21 protein-coding genes are annotated in these 15,494 nt (G+C 56.1%); 20 read left to right on the top strand and 1 reads right to left on the bottom strand.

All coding sequences use genetic code 11. The annotated features are described in order from the left end of the window. The first annotated feature begins 6 nt into the window (after positions 1-6). The 19 genes from rplN to bfr all read left to right on the top strand — a co-directional run bounded on the left by rplN (position 7) and on the right by bfr (position 10,996). Positions 7-375 (top strand): 50S ribosomal protein L14, encoded by a 369-nt coding sequence (rplN, locus tag PspR84_RS26020; protein ID WP_002555479.1) that lies wholly within the window; start codon positions 7-9, stop codon positions 373-375. Between the two features lie 11 nt (positions 376-386). Next, positions 387-701 (top strand): 50S ribosomal protein L24, encoded by a 315-nt coding sequence (gene rplX / locus PspR84_RS26015; protein ID WP_003176416.1) that lies wholly within the window; start codon positions 387-389, stop codon positions 699-701. 20 nt (positions 702-721) lie between these two features. Beyond that, positions 722-1,261 carry a 50S ribosomal protein L5 gene (gene rplE, locus PspR84_RS26010; protein WP_003176415.1) on the top strand — a complete coding sequence of 180 codons (540 nt, stop codon included), beginning with the start codon at positions 722-724 and terminating at the stop codon, positions 1,259-1,261. Between the two features lie 13 nt (positions 1,262-1,274). Further along, positions 1,275-1,580 carry a 30S ribosomal protein S14 gene (gene rpsN, locus PspR84_RS26005; protein WP_007918460.1) on the top strand — a complete coding sequence of 102 codons (306 nt, stop codon included), beginning with the start codon at positions 1,275-1,277 and terminating at the stop codon, positions 1,578-1,580. A 209-nt stretch (positions 1,581-1,789) separates the two neighbouring features. After that, on the top strand, positions 1,790-2,182 hold the full coding sequence (gene rpsH, locus PspR84_RS26000; protein WP_007918458.1) for a 30S ribosomal protein S8: 393 nt from the start codon (positions 1,790-1,792) through the stop codon (positions 2,180-2,182). Positions 2,183-2,194: 12 nt separating this feature from the next. Continuing rightward, positions 2,195-2,728, top strand: a complete 534-nt coding sequence (gene rplF, locus PspR84_RS25995; RefSeq protein ID WP_003176412.1) for a 50S ribosomal protein L6 — start codon at positions 2,195-2,197, stop codon at positions 2,726-2,728. Between the two features lie 10 nt (positions 2,729-2,738). Continuing rightward, complete coding sequence (gene rplR / locus PspR84_RS25990; RefSeq protein WP_003186037.1) at positions 2,739-3,089, top strand: 50S ribosomal protein L18; 351 nt, start codon at positions 2,739-2,741, stop codon at positions 3,087-3,089. A gap of 3 nt (positions 3,090-3,092) precedes the next feature. Further along, on the top strand, positions 3,093-3,593 hold the full coding sequence (gene rpsE, locus PspR84_RS25985) for a 30S ribosomal protein S5 (RefSeq protein ID WP_003186035.1): 501 nt from the start codon (positions 3,093-3,095) through the stop codon (positions 3,591-3,593). Between the two features lie 2 nt (positions 3,594-3,595). Further along, on the top strand, positions 3,596-3,772 hold the full coding sequence (rpmD, locus tag PspR84_RS25980) for a 50S ribosomal protein L30 (RefSeq protein ID WP_003176408.1): 177 nt from the start codon (positions 3,596-3,598) through the stop codon (positions 3,770-3,772). 3 nt (positions 3,773-3,775) lie between these two features. Then, positions 3,776-4,213, top strand: a complete 438-nt coding sequence (gene rplO, locus PspR84_RS25975; protein WP_003228720.1) for a 50S ribosomal protein L15 — start codon at positions 3,776-3,778, stop codon at positions 4,211-4,213. After that, the gene (gene secY, locus PspR84_RS25970) at positions 4,214-5,542 is read left to right on the top strand and encodes a preprotein translocase subunit SecY (RefSeq protein WP_003228718.1); all 1,329 of its coding nucleotides are present in this window, start codon (positions 4,214-4,216) and stop codon (positions 5,540-5,542) included. A 27-nt stretch (positions 5,543-5,569) separates the two neighbouring features. Then, positions 5,570-5,686 (top strand): 50S ribosomal protein L36, encoded by a 117-nt coding sequence (gene rpmJ / locus PspR84_RS25965; RefSeq protein WP_002555468.1) that lies wholly within the window; start codon positions 5,570-5,572, stop codon positions 5,684-5,686. A gap of 129 nt (positions 5,687-5,815) precedes the next feature. Further along, positions 5,816-6,172, top strand: coding sequence for a 30S ribosomal protein S13 (gene rpsM, locus PspR84_RS25960; protein WP_009045849.1), 357 nt, complete (start codon positions 5,816-5,818; stop codon positions 6,170-6,172). 30 nt (positions 6,173-6,202) lie between these two features. Beyond that, entirely contained in the window at positions 6,203-6,592 is a 390-nt protein-coding gene (gene rpsK, locus PspR84_RS25955; RefSeq protein WP_002555466.1) for a 30S ribosomal protein S11, read from the top strand. An 18-nt stretch (positions 6,593-6,610) separates the two neighbouring features. Continuing rightward, positions 6,611-7,231, top strand: coding sequence for a 30S ribosomal protein S4 (gene rpsD, locus PspR84_RS25950; protein WP_003176404.1), 621 nt, complete (start codon positions 6,611-6,613; stop codon positions 7,229-7,231). Between the two features lie 22 nt (positions 7,232-7,253). Then, positions 7,254-8,255: a DNA-directed RNA polymerase subunit alpha gene (gene rpoA, locus PspR84_RS25945; RefSeq protein WP_003186012.1), complete on the top strand. Its 1,002-nt coding sequence runs from the start codon at positions 7,254-7,256 to the stop codon at positions 8,253-8,255. A 42-nt stretch (positions 8,256-8,297) separates the two neighbouring features. Beyond that, positions 8,298-8,684: a 50S ribosomal protein L17 gene (gene rplQ, locus PspR84_RS25940; RefSeq protein WP_007918448.1), complete on the top strand. Its 387-nt coding sequence runs from the start codon at positions 8,298-8,300 to the stop codon at positions 8,682-8,684. A 240-nt stretch (positions 8,685-8,924) separates the two neighbouring features. Next, complete coding sequence (locus PspR84_RS25935) at positions 8,925-10,379, top strand: catalase (protein ID WP_160059619.1); 1,455 nt, start codon at positions 8,925-8,927, stop codon at positions 10,377-10,379. Between the two features lie 149 nt (positions 10,380-10,528). Beyond that, a complete protein-coding gene (gene bfr / locus PspR84_RS25930) occupies positions 10,529-10,996 on the top strand; it encodes a bacterioferritin (protein ID WP_007918444.1) in 468 nt (155 codons plus the stop codon). A 65-nt stretch (positions 10,997-11,061) separates the two neighbouring features. On the opposite strand, the gene uvrA is transcribed toward bfr, so the two are convergent. Beyond that, complete coding sequence (gene uvrA / locus PspR84_RS25925) at positions 11,062-13,896, bottom strand: excinuclease ABC subunit UvrA (RefSeq protein WP_160059618.1); 2,835 nt, start codon at positions 13,894-13,896, stop codon at positions 11,062-11,064. Between the two features lie 191 nt (positions 13,897-14,087). On the opposite strand from uvrA, the gene PspR84_RS25920 reads away from it, so the two are divergent. After that, on the top strand, positions 14,088-15,485 hold the full coding sequence (locus PspR84_RS25920; protein WP_160059617.1) for an MFS transporter: 1,398 nt from the start codon (positions 14,088-14,090) through the stop codon (positions 15,483-15,485). The last annotated feature ends 9 nt before the right edge of the window (positions 15,486-15,494 follow it).

Here is a 15,494-nt window from a genome sequence, read left to right as displayed (position 1 = left end):
AATTATATGATTCAGACTCAATCCATGCTCGATGTGGCCGATAACAGCGGCGCTCGCCGCGTTATGTGCATCAAGGTGCTGGGTGGCTCCCATCGTCGTTACGCTGGTATCGGTGACATCATCAAAGTTACCGTGAAGGAAGCAATTCCTCGCGGTAAAGTGAAAAAAGGCCAAGTGATGACTGCTGTTGTAGTCCGCACTCGTCACGGCGTACGTCGTGCTGATGGCTCCATTATCCGCTTTGATGGCAACGCTGCTGTTCTTCTGAACAACAAGCAAGAGCCGATCGGCACCCGTATCTTTGGGCCAGTGACCCGTGAACTTCGTACTGAGAAGTTCATGAAGATCGTCTCGCTCGCCCCAGAAGTGCTGTAAGGAGATCCGACATGCAAAAGATTCGTCGTGACGACGAGATCATCGTGATCGCCGGCAAAGACAAAGGTAAGCGCGGTAAGGTGCTTAAGGTTCTTGCTAATAACCGTCTGGTTATTGGTGGTCTGAACCTGGTCAAGCGTCATACCAAGCCTAACCCGATGTCGGGCGTACAAGGCGGTATCGTCGAAAAAGAAGCTCCACTGGACGCTTCTAACGTCGCCATTTTCAACGGCGAAACCAACAAGGCTGACCGCGTTGGTTTCAAAGTAGAAGACGGCAAGAAAATTCGTGTCTTCAAGTCGACCCAAAAAGCGGTTGATGCTTGAACACTGCTAGGTAGAAGACCATGGCACGACTAAAAGAGATTTACTGGAAGGAAATCGCACCGAAGCTTAAGGAAGAACTTAAGCTTTCGAACGTGATGGAAGTTCCACGCGTTACAAAGATCACCCTGAACATGGGTCTGGGCGAAGCTGTTGGTGACAAGAAAGTCATCGAGCATGCTGTTGCTGACCTGGAAAAGATCACCGGCCAAAAAGTCGTTGTGACCTACGCTCGTAAATCCATCGCTGGCTTTAAAGTCCGTGAAGGATGGCCGATCGGCGTCAAGGTGACTCTGCGCCGTGAGCGTATGTATGAGTTCCTGGATCGTCTGCTGTCGATCTCCCTGCCTCGGGTTCGCGACTTCCGCGGCCTGAATGCCAAGTCCTTCGATGGTCGTGGTAACTACAGCATGGGCGTGAAAGAGCAGATCATTTTCCCGGAAATCGACTACGACAAGATCGATGCTCTCCGCGGTCTGGACATTACCCTGACCACCACTGCCAAGAACGATGATGAAGGCCGCGCTCTGCTGCGTGCTTTCAAATTCCCGTTCCGCAACTGATTGGAGTAGGAAAATGGCCAAGAAGAGCATGAAAAACCGTGAGCTGAAGCGTCAGCTCACTGTTGCCAAGTACGCCACCAAGCGTGCAGCGCTGAAAGCTATCATCGTCGATCTGAACGCAAGTCCAGAAGCGCGTTGGGAAGCTACCGTAGCACTGCAGAAGCAACCACGTGACGCAAGCGCTGCGCGCATGCGTAACCGTTGCCGCCTGACTGGTCGTCCGCACGGCGTTTACCGCAAGTTCGGCCTTGGCCGTAACAAGCTGCGTGAAGCTGCAATGCGTGGTGACGTACCAGGTCTGGTTAAAGCCAGCTGGTAATTGCTGTCAAAGTCTCGATGTTCGGGTTCGCAAGAACCTGACCATCGGTGGCCTTGAATCTGAATCAAGCCCCTTTTGGGGCTTGATTCATTTCTGGGGTGTGTCTAGAATGACCGGCTCGCCTGAGCCCGTGTTTTTCATACCCGGAAGTTCTCGGCGACAAGTAGTAGCCGCAAGGCTAATTTTTCTGTATTAGGAGCGTCTAGCCCATGAGTATGCAGGACCCGTTAGCGGACATGCTAACTCGAATCCGTAATGCCCAGATGGCTGAAAAGTCTGTCGTAAGCATGCCGTCTTCCACGCTGAAGGTGGCTGTAGCAAAAGTCCTGAAGGACGAAGGTTACATCGCGGATTTTCAGATCACCACCGACGCTAAGCCGTCGTTGTCCATCGAGCTGAAGTACTTCGAAGGCCGTCCGGTTATCGAAGAAGTGAAGCGCGTTAGTCGTCCAGGCCTGCGTCAGTACAAGTCCGTTGAAGATCTGCCGAAAGTTCGTGGCGGTCTTGGCGTGTCTATCGTCTCCACCAACAAAGGTGTGATGACGGATCGTGCTGCGCGCGCTGCCGGTGTCGGCGGCGAAGTTCTTTGCACTGTGTTCTAAGGGGGGATAAGCATGTCTCGCGTCGCTAAGAACCCCGTTAAGCTGCCAGCCGGTGTCGAAGTAAAATTCGCAGGCCAACAGCTTTCGGTGAAGGGTGCCAAGGGCACTCTTGAACTGAACATCCATTCGTCCGTTGAGATCGTTGAAGAAGCTGGTGAGCTGCGTTTCGCTGCTCGCAATGGCGATCAACAAACTCGCGCAATGGCCGGTACCACGCGTGCGTTGGTAAACAACATGGTCCAAGGCGTAAGCCAAGGCTTCGAGCGCAAGCTCCAGCTGGTCGGTGTTGGTTACAAGGCGCAAGCAAAAGGCACGGTTCTGAACCTGGCCCTTGGCTTCTCGCACCCAGTGGATTACGAACTGCCGGAAGGCATCACCGCTGAGACTCCTAGCCAGACCGATATCCTGATCAAGGGCATCGATAAGCAGCTGGTAGGTCAAGTGGCCGCTGAGATCCGCGACTTCCGTCCACCAGAGCCGTACAAAGGCAAAGGTGTGCGCTACGCGGACGAAGTCGTCCGTCGTAAAGAAGCCAAGAAGAAGTAGGGCATAGCAAATGACCGACAAAAAAGTTACTCGACTGCGTCGCGCTCGCAAAGCACGCCTGAAAATGCACGAACTCGAAGTCGTGCGTCTCTGCGTGTTCCGCTCGTCGCAGCACATCTACGCCCAGGTCATCTCGGCCGACGGCAACAAAGTCCTGGCAAGCGCCTCGACTTTGGATAAAGAACTGCGTGATGGCGCCACTGGCAACATCGACGCGGCCACAAAGGTTGGCCAGCTGGTCGCTACGCGTGCTAAGGCCGCTGGCGTCTCGCAAGTGGCTTTCGACCGCTCTGGCTTCAAGTACCACGGCCGCGTTAAAGCGCTGGCTGATGCTGCTCGTGAAGCTGGGCTGGAGTTCTAAGTTATGTCAAATAACGACCAAAAGCGCGACGAAGGCTACATTGAGAAGCTGGTTCAAGTTAACCGCGTAGCCAAAACCGTTAAAGGCGGCCGTATCTTCACTTTCACTGCGTTGACCGTGGTTGGTGATGGTAAAGGGCGTGTTGGCTTCGGCCGTGGCAAGTCGCGTGAAGTGCCTGCTGCGATCCAGAAGGCAATGGAAGCTGCTCGCCGCAACATGATCCAAGTTGATCTGAACGGCACCACTCTGCAGTACGCAATGAAGTCCGCTCACGGCGCTTCGAAGGTGTACATGCAGCCTGCTTCTGAAGGTACCGGTATCATCGCTGGCGGCGCTATGCGTGCTGTCCTCGAAGTTGCTGGCGTTCAGAACGTTCTGGCCAAGTGCTACGGCTCGACTAACCCGGTAAACGTGGTTCACGCCACTTTCAAAGGTTTGAAGGCTATGCAGTCTCCTGAATCCATTGCCGCCAAGCGTGGCAAAAGCGTCAAGGAGATCTTCTGATCATGGCTACCGTAAAAGTAACGCTGATCAAAAGCATGACCGGCCGCATCCCTAACCACAAACTGTGCGTTAAGGGTCTGGGTCTGCGTCGCATCGGTCACACTGTAGAAGTCCAGGATACTCCCGAGAATCGCGGGATGATCAACAAGGCTTACTACATGCTGCGTGTCGAGGGTTAATCGATGAAACTCAATGATCTGAGTCCAGCGCCGGGTTCCCGTCGTGAAAAGCATCGTCCGGGCCGTGGTATCGGTAGCGGTTTGGGTAAGACTGGTGGCCGTGGCCACAAAGGTCAGACCTCCCGCTCCGGTGGCACCATCGCTCCAGGCTTTGAAGGCGGTCAACAGCCGCTGCATCGTCGCCTGCCGAAGTTCGGTTTCGTTTCCCTGAAAGCCATGGATCGCGCAGAAGTGCGTTTGTCCGAGCTGGCTAAAGTGGAAGGCGACATCGTCACCGTGCAGTCCCTGAAAGATGCCAACGTGATCAACGTCAACGTACAGCGTGTGAAAATCATGCTGTCCGGTGAAGTGACTCGCGCTGTCACTATCGGCAAGGGAATCGGCGCCACCAAAGGTGCGCGTGCGGCTATCGAAGCAGCTGGCGGCAAGTTCGAGGAATAAATGGCTAAGCAAGGTGCTCTCTCTGCGCTCGGCAAAGGCGGTATGTCTGAACTCTGGGCTCGTCTGCGTTTTCTGTTCCTGGCGATTATCGTCTACCGAATAGGCGCACACATCCCGGTTCCAGGTATCAACCCGGACCGACTCGCAGACCTGTTTCGACAGAATGAGGGGACCATTCTTAGCTTGTTCAACATGTTCTCCGGCGGCGCGCTGGAACGGATGAGCATCTTTGCACTGGGGATCATGCCGTACATTTCGGCTTCGATCATCATGCAACTGATGACCGCCGTCAGCCCGCAGCTGGAGCAGTTGAAGAAGGAAGGTGAAGCTGGCCGTCGCAAGATCAGCCAGTACACCCGCTACGGCACCGTCGTCCTCGCTCTTGTTCAGGCTATTGGCATGTCCATTGGTCTGGCGGGGCAGGGCGTTGCGTTCACTGGTGACTTTGGCTTCCATTTCGTCGCGGTATCCACTTTTGTGGCTGGTGCGATGTTCATGATGTGGCTAGGTGAGCAGATTACTGAGCGTGGTGTAGGTAACGGTATCTCGATGTTGATTTTTTCGGGTATCGTCGCCGGTCTTCCGAGAGCAATCGGGCAGTCTTTCGAGTCTGCGCGTCAGGGTGATATCAACATCTTCGCCCTGGTTGCCATCGGTTTGCTGGCAGTAGCGATTATCGGTTTTGTGGTGTTCATTGAGCGTGGTCAGCGTCGTATCGCTGTTCACTACGCCAAGCGTCAGCAGGGCCGCAAGGTTTTTGCTGCGCAGACAAGCCACTTGCCGCTGAAAGTGAACATGGCTGGTGTTATTCCGGCTATTTTCGCGAGCAGCATTTTGCTGTTCCCGGCTTCGCTGGGTGCCTGGTTTGGTCAGTCTGAAGGTATGGGCTGGTTGCAGGACATCTCGCAGTCGATCGCTCCTGGTCAGCCGTTGAATATTCTGCTGTTTAGTGCAGGGATTATTTTCTTCTGCTTCTTCTATACGGCGTTGATGTTCAATCCGAAAGACGTAGCGGAAAACCTGAAGAAGTCCGGTGCCTTTATTCCGGGCATCCGTCCAGGTGAGCAGTCTGCGCGCTACATTGATGGCGTTCTGACTCGCTTGACCATGTTCGGTGCTCTTTACATGACGGCCGTGTGCCTGTTGCCCCAGTTCCTGGTGGTTGCAGCAAACGTTCCGTTCTACCTTGGCGGGACCTCGTTGCTGATCGTGGTCGTGGTTGTGATGGACTTCATGTCCCAAGTACAATCGCACCTCGTTTCGCACCAGTACGAATCCCTGATGAAGAAAGCCAACCTGAAGGGTTACGGCAGCGGCATGTTGCGCTGAGTACCCATAAGGTTCGAGGAGTTGGTGATGAAAGTTCGTGCATCGGTGAAAAAGCTGTGCCGTAACTGCAAGATTATTCGCCGCGAAGGTGTTGTTCGAGTAATTTGCAGCGCGGAACCGCGTCACAAACAGCGCCAAGGCTGAGTGTGATCCGCTTGAAGCCCGGCAGCTAGTGCGCTGCCGGGTTGATTATTTGTTATTACAGCGATATTATCTCGCGCCCTATTTCTTGGCTTCCGGGGCGTAGGTAGCTGTCAATTGGAGTCCCACTGAATGGCCCGTATTGCAGGCGTTAACATTCCAGATAACAAGCACACTGTTATCTCGCTGACCTACATCTATGGTGTCGGTCGCACTACTGCGCAGAAAATTTGCGCAGAGACTGGGGTAAACCCAGCCGCAAAGATCAAAGATCTGAGCGACGAGCAGATTGAGCAATTGCGTGGCGAAGTGGCGAAGTTCACCACTGAAGGTGACCTGCGTCGCGAAATCAACATGAAAATCAAGCGTTTGATGGACCTCGGTTGCTACCGTGGTCTGCGTCATCGTCGTGGTCTTCCAGTACGCGGTCAGCGTACCAAGACTAACGCGCGTACCCGTAAAGGTCCGCGTAAGCCGATCCGCAAGTAATCGCCCACGCGAATCGACAGGAAATTAATCATGGCAAAACCTGCTGCTCGTCCTCGTAAAAAAGTTAAAAAGACAGTGGTTGATGGCATCGCCCACATCCATGCTTCTTTTAACAACACAATCGTGACCATCACCGACCGTCAAGGTAACGCGCTTTCTTGGGCTACCTCTGGTGGTTCGGGTTTCCGCGGTTCCCGCAAGTCCACCCCGTTTGCTGCTCAAGTAGCTGCTGAACGTGCTGGTCAAGCTGCGCTGGAATATGGCCTGAAAAACCTCGACGTCAACGTCAAAGGTCCAGGTCCAGGTCGTGAATCCGCAGTCCGCGCTTTGAACGGCTGTGGCTACAAGATCGCCAGCATCACCGACGTGACGCCAATCCCGCACAACGGGTGCCGTCCGCCGAAGAAGCGCCGCGTGTAATCCAGGAGATTGTAAAGAATGGCTCGTTACATTGGTCCAAAATGCAAACTCGCTCGTCGCGAAGGCACCGATCTCTTCCTGAAGAGCGGCGTGCGCGCGATCGAATCGAAGTGCAACATTGAAGCAGCACCTGGTATCCACGGCCAACGCCGCGGTCGCCAGTCCGACTACGGCACCCAACTGCGTGAAAAGCAGAAGGTCCGTCGTATCTACGGCGTTCTCGAGCGTCAGTTCAGCGGCTACTACAAAGAAGCTGCTGGCAAGAAAGGTGCAACCGGTGAAAACCTGCTGCAACTGCTCGAATGCCGTCTGGACAACGTTGTATATCGTATGGGCTTTGGTTCGACTCGTGCCGAATCCCGTCAACTGGTATCGCACAAGTCGATCAGCGTTAACGGTCAGACCGTAAACGTTCCGTCGTATCAGGTTCGTGCTGGTGACGTGGTTGCAGTTCGCGAGAAAGCAAAAAACCAACTTCGCATTGTCCAAGCTCTCGATCTGTGTGCCCAACGTGGCCGCGTAGAATGGGTAGAAGTAGACACTGAGAAGAAGTCGGGCGTTTTCAAGAACGTTCCTGCTCGCAGTGATCTGTCCGCCGACATCAACGAAAGCCTGATTGTCGAGCTCTACTCCAAGTAAGGGCTAGAAAATAGGTGCATCCATGCAGATTTCGGTAAATGAGTTCCTGACACCCCGCCATATTGATGTGCAGGTTGTCAGTCCAACCCGCGCCAAGATCACACTCGAGCCTCTCGAGCGTGGTTTTGGCCACACCCTGGGCAACGCGCTGCGACGCATCCTGTTGTCCTCAATGCCCGGCTGCGCAGTAGTCGAGGCCGAGATTGACGGTGTGCTCCACGAGTACAGCGCCATCGAAGGTGTACAGGAAGACGTAATTGAAATCCTGTTGAACCTTAAAGGTCTGGCCATCAAGCTGCACGGTCGTGACGAAGTTACGCTGACCTTGTCGAAGAAGGGTTCGGGGGTGGTTACCGCTGCCGATATTCAGCTGGATCATGATGTCGAGATCGTTAACCCCGATCACGTAATCGCTAACCTGGCGTCTAACGGCGCCCTGAACATGAAGCTCACCGTAGCTCGTGGTCGTGGTTATGAACCAGCAGACTCGCGTCAGAGCGATGAAGACGAAAGCCGCAGCATCGGTCGCTTGCAGCTTGACTCTTCGTTCAGCCCGGTTCGCCGTATCGCATACGTGGTGGAAAACGCCCGTGTCGAGCAGCGTACTAACCTGGACAAGCTGGTTATTGATCTGGAAACCAACGGTACTCTGGATCCTGAAGAGGCTATCCGCCGCGCTGCAACCATTCTGCAACAGCAGTTGGCTGCGTTCGTCGACCTCAAAGGTGACAGTGAGCCAGTGGTTGTCGAGCAGGAAGACGAGATCGATCCGATCCTGCTTCGCCCGGTTGACGATCTGGAACTGACTGTACGTTCGGCTAACTGCCTTAAGGCGGAAAACATCTACTACATCGGTGACCTGATTCAGCGCACCGAAGTGGAGCTGTTGAAGACTCCGAACCTGGGCAAGAAATCCTTGACTGAAATCAAGGACGTTCTGGCCTCCCGCGGTCTGTCCCTCGGCATGCGCCTCGACAACTGGCCGCCTGCAAGTCTTAAGAAGGACGACAAGGCGACTGCCTGATCGTCGTAATCACCGAACGTAGTGTTTGGTAAGGAATGAACCATGCGTCATCGTAAAAGTGGTCGTCACCTGAGCCGCACCAGCTCGCACCGCAAGGCCATGTTTCAAAACATGGCGGTGTCGCTGTTCGAGCACGAGCTGATCAAAACTACTCTGCCAAAAGCCAAAGAACTGCGTCGCGTTGCTGAGCCGCTGATCACTCTGGCCAAGACAGACAGCCTGGCTAACCGCCGTCTGGCTTTCGACCGTACTCGTTCGAAAGCTATCGTTGGTAAGCTCTTCAACGACCTGGGCAAGCGTTACGCTACCCGTGAGGGTGGCTACCTGCGCATCCTCAAGTGCGGTTTCCGCACTGGCGACAACGCACCTATGGCGTACGTCGAGTTGGTTGATCGTGCTACTGCTGGCGAAGCTGTATCCGCCGAGTAAGACGTCAGTCTGAAACAAAGAACCGGGCCTAGTGCCCGGTTTTTTGTGCCTGCAAGAAAATGCGCTGTTCATACAAGCTTCTGACATGTCTCTCTTGTCACTATGGGCTGGGAAACATAATTAGTAATTATCTATCGATGTCTGCAAGTTAATGAATTTGTAGCTGTCACATAGATGATCGATACTTCCCAGCAAGCCGATTAGCCGGCAGTTTCAAGACTGACAGAGGAAGAAGACCGTATGAGCCAGATCAAAACGCTTACGACCGCCAGTGGCGCACCTGTCGCTGATAACCAGAATTCTCGCTCCGCCGGCCCGCGTGGCCCACTGCTGCTCGACGATTTTCACCTGATCGAGAAGCTTGCGCACTTCAATCGTGAAAACATCCCTGAGCGTCGTGTCCACGCCAAAGGCTCGGGTGCTTACGGTACGTTTACTGTGACTCGTGACATTACCGAGTACACCAACGCCAAATTGTTTGAATCTGTTGGCAAGCAAACACCGACGTTCCTGCGCTTTTCTACAGTGGGTGGAGAACGTGGTTCGGCAGATACCGAGCGCGATCCACGCGGTTTCGCGTTGAAGTTCTACACCGAAGAAGGCAACTGGGACATTGTTGGCAACAACACGCCCGTATTCTTCATCCGTGATCCACTTAAATTTCCTGACTTCATCCACACGCAAAAACGCTTGCCGCAAAGCAACCTGAAAAGCGCGCAGATGATGTGGGACTTCTGGTCACATTCACCTGAGGCGCTGCATCAGGTCACCATCCTGTTTTCTGACCGCGGCATTCCTGACGGCTACCGTCACATGCACGGCTTCGGCAGCCACACCTACAGCCTGATCAGCGCTAAAGGTGAGCGTCACTGGGTCAAATGGCACTACAAGACCAAGCAGGGCATCAAGAATCTGGCGCCGGCCGATGCAGCTCGGTTGGCCGGCACCGATCCGGATTACGCCCAGCGAGATCTGTTCGAAGCAATCGAGCGCGGTGAGTTCCCGAAATGGCGCGTGTGCATCCAGATCATGACTGAGGCCCAGGCCGCGGCGCATTACGAGAACCCGTTCGACGTGACCAAGACCTGGTCGCAGAAGGAGTTCCCGCTGATCGAAGTCGGTGAGCTGGAGCTAAACCGCAACCCGCTGAACTACTTCGCTGAAGTCGAGCAGGCCGCGTTCGGCCCGAGCAATATGGTCCCAGGCGTTGGTCTCTCGCCAGACCGCATGCTGCAAGGTCGCGTGTTCGCCTATGCCGATGCTCACCGCTATCGCGTGGGTACCAATCACCAGCAGTTGCCAGTGAACGCGCCACGTAGCCCGGTGAACACTTACCAGCGCGACGGCTCGATGGCGTTCGGCAGCAACGGTGGTGCCGCGCCTAACTACGAACCGAACAGCTATACCGAAGCGCCGAAACAAGCTCCGCGTTACGCTGAACCTGCACTGGCCTTGAGCGGTGCTGCAGATCGCTACGATCACCGCGAGGATACCGATTACTACAGCCACGCCGGTGCGCTGTTCCGACTGATGAGCGACGAGCAGAGAGCATTGCTGGTCAGCAATATCGCTGGTGCCATGTCGGGCGTTTCCAGTGATGTGGTCGATCGTCAGCTGCAGCATTTCTACAAAGCCGACCCGGCGTATGGAGAAGCAATCGCAAAGCTGCTCAACGTACAGCTTAACGAAGTCTAAACGAGAAGCAGAACCGCCCTCATTTGGGCGGTTTTTGCGTTATTTAGGCTGCTTTTCTCAGAATATCTTCGCTTTTATTGCGCGTAACGGGTGACCTTCCAGTCAGGTTGGTTCAAACTACAGACTTTCAAGTAGGGAGATGTAGGGCGATGCAAGGCCACCCAGACGTAATCGATTACCTCAACACGTTGCTGACCGGCGAACTGGCCGCGCGTGATCAATATTTCGTTCATTCGCGGATGTATGAGGACTGGGGGTTCACCAAGCTCTACGAGCGAATCAACCACGAGATGGAAGAAGAGGCAGGTCACGCTGATGCGTTGATGCGCCGGATTCTGATGCTCGAAGGCACGCCGCGCATGCGTCCGGATGATCTGGATGTCGGCACCACTGTGCCGGAGATGCTCGAAGCCGATCTGCGCCTTGAGTACAAAGTACGCGCCGCACTGTGCAAAGGCATCGAGCTGTGCGAGCAGCACAAAGACTATGTCAGCCGCGAGATCCTGCGCGTTCAGCTCAACGATACCGAAGAAGATCACACCTACTGGCTGGAAAAGCAGTTGGGCCTGATCAAACTGATCGGTCTCGAGAACTATCTGCAATCCCACACTTCCTGATTGCAATCGATACCAAAAAGCCCCTGTCACTGATGAAGTGACAGGGGCTTTTTCATGCCCGGCGTTTAAGCCCGATCACGGATCAACAACGGCTTGAGGTAATGGCCGGTGTGAGATTGCTTCATCTCGGCCACATCTTCCGGCGTGCCGGTGGCAATGATCTGCCCACCTTTGGAGCCGCCCTCCGGCCCCAGGTCCACCAGCCAGTCGGCAGTCTTGATCACGTCGAGGTTGTGTTCGATCACCACCACGGTGTTGCCGTGGTCGCGCAGTCGATGCAACACATCGAGCAACTGCTGGATATCCGCGAAGTGCAGACCGGTGGTCGGCTCATCGAGGATGTACAGGGTCTTGCCGGTGTCACGCTTGGACAGTTCGCGAGACAGCTTGACCCGCTGCGCCTCACCGCCTGACAGCGTCGTCGCCGACTGTCCGAGCTTGATGTACGACAGACCGACATCCATCAACGTCTGCAGCTTGCGCGCCAGCGCCGGCACCGCATCGAAGAACTCCCTGGCTTCCTCGATGGTCATTTCGAGGGTTTCGTGGATGCTCTTGCCCTTGTATTTGATCTCAAGGGTTTCGCGGTTGTAGCGCTTGCTCTTGCACACGTCGCACGGCACGTAGATGTCCGGCAGGAAGTGCATCTCAACCTTGATCAGGCCATCGCCCTGACAAGCTTCGCAGCGACCGCCCTTGACGTTGAAGGAGAAACGCCCGGGGCCGTAACCACGGGAGCGTGACTCGGGCACACCGGCGAAAAGTTCACGGATCGGCGTAAACAGCCCGGTATACGTCGCTGGGTTAGAGCGCGGTGTACGGCCAATCGGGCTCTGGTCGATATCGACGACTTTGTCGAGATGCTCCAGGCCTTTGATGCTGTCGTGCGCTGCCGCTTCCAGGGTCGTCGCGCCGTTGAGCGCCGTGGCGCTGAGCGGGAAAAGCGTGTTGTTGATCAGTGTCGATTTGCCCGAACCGGACACGCCGGTGACGCACGTCAGCAGACCGATCGGGATATCCAGATCGACATTACGCAGGTTGTTACCGCGCGCCCCTTTGAGCGACAGATTTAGCTTCTTGTTGCGCGGTGTACGTTTGGCCGGCACTTCAATCTTCACCCGGCCTGAAAGGTATTTACCCGTCAGGGAGTCCGGATGCGCCATGACTTCGGCCGGCGTGCCTTCGGCAACGATCTGCCCGCCGTGCACCCCGGCGCCCGGGCCGATATCGACGACATAGTCAGCCAAGCGAATCGCATCTTCGTCGTGCTCGACCACGATTACCGTGTTACCGATGTCGCGCAGGTGCTTGAGCGTGCCGAGCAGTCGATCATTGTCACGCTGGTGCAAACCAATGGACGGTTCGTCGAGGATGTACAAAACACCCACCAGGCCAGCACCGATCTGGCTGGCCAGACGAATACGTTGTGCTTCACCACCGGAAAGGGTGTCAGCGCTGCGATCCAGCGACAGATAATCGAGACCGACGTTGACGAGGAACTGCAGACGCTCACGGATTTCCTTGAGAATCTTGTCCGCGATCTCGCCACGGCGGCCGGTCATCTTCAACTGGCCGAAGTATTCGCAAGCATCGCCGATAGGCAGATTGGTCACTGCCGGCAATGTCTTCTCGCCAACCCATACGTGCCGCGCTTCACGACGCAGGCGAGTGCCACGGCAATCCGGGCAGGACTGAGTGCTGAGGAACTTGGCCAGCTCTTCACGAACGCTCGCCGACTCGGTCTCGCGGTAGCGACGCTCAAGGTTGGGCACGATGCCTTCGAACGGGTGAGAGCGTTTGACGATATCGCCACGGTCGTTGAGGTATTTGAAGTCGACGTTTTGCGAGCCGCTGCCATGCAGGATGAATTTCTGCTGATCGGCCGGCAGTTCGTTGAACGGTACTTCGAGGCTGAAACCGTAGTGTGAGGCCAGTGAGCCGAGCATCTGGAAGTAATAGACGTTGCGCCGGTCCCAGCCGCGAATCGCACCCTCGGCCAAGGTCAGGTCGCCGTTGACCAGCCGTTTGATGTCGAAGAACTGCTTCACGCCCAGGCCATCACAGGTCGGGCAAGCGCCAGCCGGGTTGTTGAAGGAGAACAGCTTCGGCTCAAGTTCGCTGATGGCGTGGCCGCAGATCGGGCAGGCAAAGCGCGCGGAGAAGATCATCTCTTCACCCGGCTCATCGTCCATCGGCGCGACCAGTGCAATGCCGTCCGCCAGTTTCAGCGCAGTCTCGAAAGACTCGGCCAGGCGTTGCTGCAGATCGGCGCGTACCTTGAAACGGTCGACGATCACGTCAATCGAATGCTTCTTCTGTTTATCCAGTTTCGGCAGTTCGTCGAGCTCACAGATGCGGCCGTTGACCCGGGCGCGAACGAAACCTTGTGCGCGCAGCTCTTCGAAGACCGAAAGGTGTTCACCTTTACGCTCGCGGATCACCGGCGCCAGCAGCATCAGTTTGCTGCCTTCCGGTTGCGCCAGCACCAGGTCAACCATCTGACTGACCGTTTGTGCTTCCAGCGGAATGTCGTGATCCGGGCAGCGCGGCGTGCCCACGCGGGCGTAGAGCAGACGCAGGTAGTCGTAGATTTCGGTGATGGTGCCGACCGTGGAGCGCGGGTTGTGCGAGGTCGACTTCTGTTCGATGGAGATCGCCGGCGACAGGCCTTCGATGGTGTCGACGTCGGGTTTTTCCATCATCGACAGGAACTGGCGGGCGTAGGCCGACAGCGATTCGACATAGCGGCGCTGACCTTCGGCGTACAGTGTGTCGAAGGCCAGGGACGACTTGCCGGATCCGGACAGGCCGGTGATGACGATCAGCTTGTCCCGTGGCAGGGTCAGGTCGATGTTCTTCAGGTTGTGGGTACGGGCCCCACGTATCAGGATCTTGTCCAAAGTGGCCTCGCTCGGCGGGCGTCGAAAACGTAGGAGTATACGGGCAAATACTGGATGGATGCACACTATCAAACGAAGGGTTTTTTACCCTGGATGAAGAGAGTTTCATCTATACGCGTCAAAGCGTCGCGATCTACCCCGTCTTTCGATGGGACTGGTAGAATCGCCGCCGGTTCACACGAGGTTTTTCCATGCACGATCCCCACAGCGAACGCATGAGTGGCAGCGAGACCCGCGCGGCAAGCGGTCTGGCCTTGGTGTTCGCCTTCCGTATGCTGGGCATGTTCATGGTGTTGCCGGTACTGGCGACCTACGGCATGGATCTGGCTGGAGCGACCCCGGCGCTGATCGGATTGGCCATCGGCGCTTACGGCCTGACTCAGGCGATTTTCCAGATTCCGTTCGGGGTCATTTCTGACCGCATTGGTCGTCGCCCGGTGATTTATCTCGGGCTGATCGTCTTCGCGCTCGGCAGCGTGCTGGCCTCTCAGGCCGATTCGATCTGGGGCGTGATTGCCGGCCGGATCCTGCAAGGTGCCGGAGCAATCTCTGCTGCGGTCATGGCACTGCTCTCCGACCTGACTCGCGAGCAACATCGCACCAAAGCGATGGCGATGATCGGTATGACCATCGGCCTGTCGTTTGCCGTGGCCATGGTGGTCGGGCCGCTGCTGACCCGTGCTTTCGGCCTTTCCGGATTGTTCCTCGCTACAGGTGGCATGGCGCTGGTCGGGATCCTGATCATCATGTTCATGGTGCCGCGCTCCACGGGCCCGCTGCAGCATCGTGAATCCGGTGTGGCGCGTCAGGCCTTGATGCCGACGCTCAAGCATCCGGACCTGCTGCGCCTCGACCTGGGCATCTTTGTGTTACATGCCATGTTGATGTCGAGCTTCGTCGCGCTGCCACTGGCACTGGTGGAAAAAGCCGGTTTGCCCAAGGAGCAGCACTGGTGGGTCTACCTCACCGCGCTGCTGATTTCGTTCTTCGCCATGATCCCGTTCATCATCTATGGCGAGAAGAAACGCAAAATGAAACGAGTTTTGCTCGGCGCCGTCATGACGCTGATGCTGACTGAGCTATTCTTCTGGCAGTTCGGCGACAGCCTGCGGGCTCTGGTGATCGGCACGGTGGTGTTTTTCACTGCGTTCAATCTGCTGGAGGCTTCATTGCCGTCGCTGATCAGCAAGGTTTCACCGGCAGGCGGGAAGGGCACGGCCATGGGCGTGTATTCCACCAGCCAGTTCCTCGGATCGGCACTCGGCGGGATACTCGGCGGCTGGCTGTTTCAGCATGGCGGTCTGTCGGTTGTGTTCCTTGGATGTGCCGGGCTGGCTGCACTTTGGTTGGCCTTTGCTGTTACCATGCGCGAACCTCCCTACGTGACGAGCCTGCGCTTGCCGTTGTCGCCCGAGGCGATCCGCGAAGCGGGTCTGGTCGAGCGCCTCAAGGCCCTCGTAGGGGTAACCGATGCAGTGATAGTTGCTGACGAAGCGGCTGTTTACATCAAACTGGACAAAGAATTAGTGGATCGCGACACCCTCGAACGCCTGGTGAACAACCCGGCCGGGGCTGCTTGCGAAGCCTAGGAGAACGTT

This window comes from Pseudomonas sp. R84 (genome assembly GCF_009834515.1).
Taxonomy (GTDB): Bacteria; Pseudomonadota; Gammaproteobacteria; order Pseudomonadales; family Pseudomonadaceae; genus Aquipseudomonas.
The sequence above is the reverse complement of the archived record's forward strand: the minus strand, read 5'-3'. Positions and strand labels throughout refer to the sequence as shown.

Excerpts from the sequence above, each read along its gene's own strand:
- rplQ (WP_007918448.1), top strand. The coding sequence starts at position 8,298 with ATGCGTCATCGTAAAAGTGGTCGTCACCTGAGCCGCACCAGCTCGCAC.
- rplX (WP_003176416.1), top strand. The coding sequence starts at position 387 with ATGCAAAAGATTCGTCGTGACGACGAGATCATCGTGATCGCCGGCAAA.
- rpsK (WP_002555466.1), top strand. The coding sequence starts at position 6,203 with ATGGCAAAACCTGCTGCTCGTCCTCGTAAAAAAGTTAAAAAGACAGTG.
- rpsN (WP_007918460.1), top strand. The coding sequence starts at position 1,275 with ATGGCCAAGAAGAGCATGAAAAACCGTGAGCTGAAGCGTCAGCTCACT.
- bfr (WP_007918444.1), top strand. The coding sequence starts at position 10,529 with ATGCAAGGCCACCCAGACGTAATCGATTACCTCAACACGTTGCTGACC.
- rpsE (WP_003186035.1), top strand. The coding sequence starts at position 3,093 with ATGTCAAATAACGACCAAAAGCGCGACGAAGGCTACATTGAGAAGCTG.
- rpmJ (WP_002555468.1), top strand. The coding sequence starts at position 5,570 with ATGAAAGTTCGTGCATCGGTGAAAAAGCTGTGCCGTAACTGCAAGATT.
- PspR84_RS25920 (WP_160059617.1), top strand. The coding sequence starts at position 14,088 with ATGCACGATCCCCACAGCGAACGCATGAGTGGCAGCGAGACCCGCGCG.
- secY (WP_003228718.1), top strand. The coding sequence starts at position 4,214 with ATGGCTAAGCAAGGTGCTCTCTCTGCGCTCGGCAAAGGCGGTATGTCT.
- rplF (WP_003176412.1), top strand. The coding sequence starts at position 2,195 with ATGTCTCGCGTCGCTAAGAACCCCGTTAAGCTGCCAGCCGGTGTCGAA.
- rpmD (WP_003176408.1), top strand. The coding sequence starts at position 3,596 with ATGGCTACCGTAAAAGTAACGCTGATCAAAAGCATGACCGGCCGCATC.
- rpsM (WP_009045849.1), top strand. The coding sequence starts at position 5,816 with ATGGCCCGTATTGCAGGCGTTAACATTCCAGATAACAAGCACACTGTT.
- rplN (WP_002555479.1), top strand. The coding sequence starts at position 7 with ATGATTCAGACTCAATCCATGCTCGATGTGGCCGATAACAGCGGCGCT.
- rplR (WP_003186037.1), top strand. The coding sequence starts at position 2,739 with ATGACCGACAAAAAAGTTACTCGACTGCGTCGCGCTCGCAAAGCACGC.
- PspR84_RS25935 (WP_160059619.1), top strand. The coding sequence starts at position 8,925 with ATGAGCCAGATCAAAACGCTTACGACCGCCAGTGGCGCACCTGTCGCT.
- rplE (WP_003176415.1), top strand. The coding sequence starts at position 722 with ATGGCACGACTAAAAGAGATTTACTGGAAGGAAATCGCACCGAAGCTT.
- rpsH (WP_007918458.1), top strand. The coding sequence starts at position 1,790 with ATGAGTATGCAGGACCCGTTAGCGGACATGCTAACTCGAATCCGTAAT.
- rpoA (WP_003186012.1), top strand. The coding sequence starts at position 7,254 with ATGCAGATTTCGGTAAATGAGTTCCTGACACCCCGCCATATTGATGTG.
- rpsD (WP_003176404.1), top strand. The coding sequence starts at position 6,611 with ATGGCTCGTTACATTGGTCCAAAATGCAAACTCGCTCGTCGCGAAGGC.
- rplO (WP_003228720.1), top strand. The coding sequence starts at position 3,776 with ATGAAACTCAATGATCTGAGTCCAGCGCCGGGTTCCCGTCGTGAAAAG.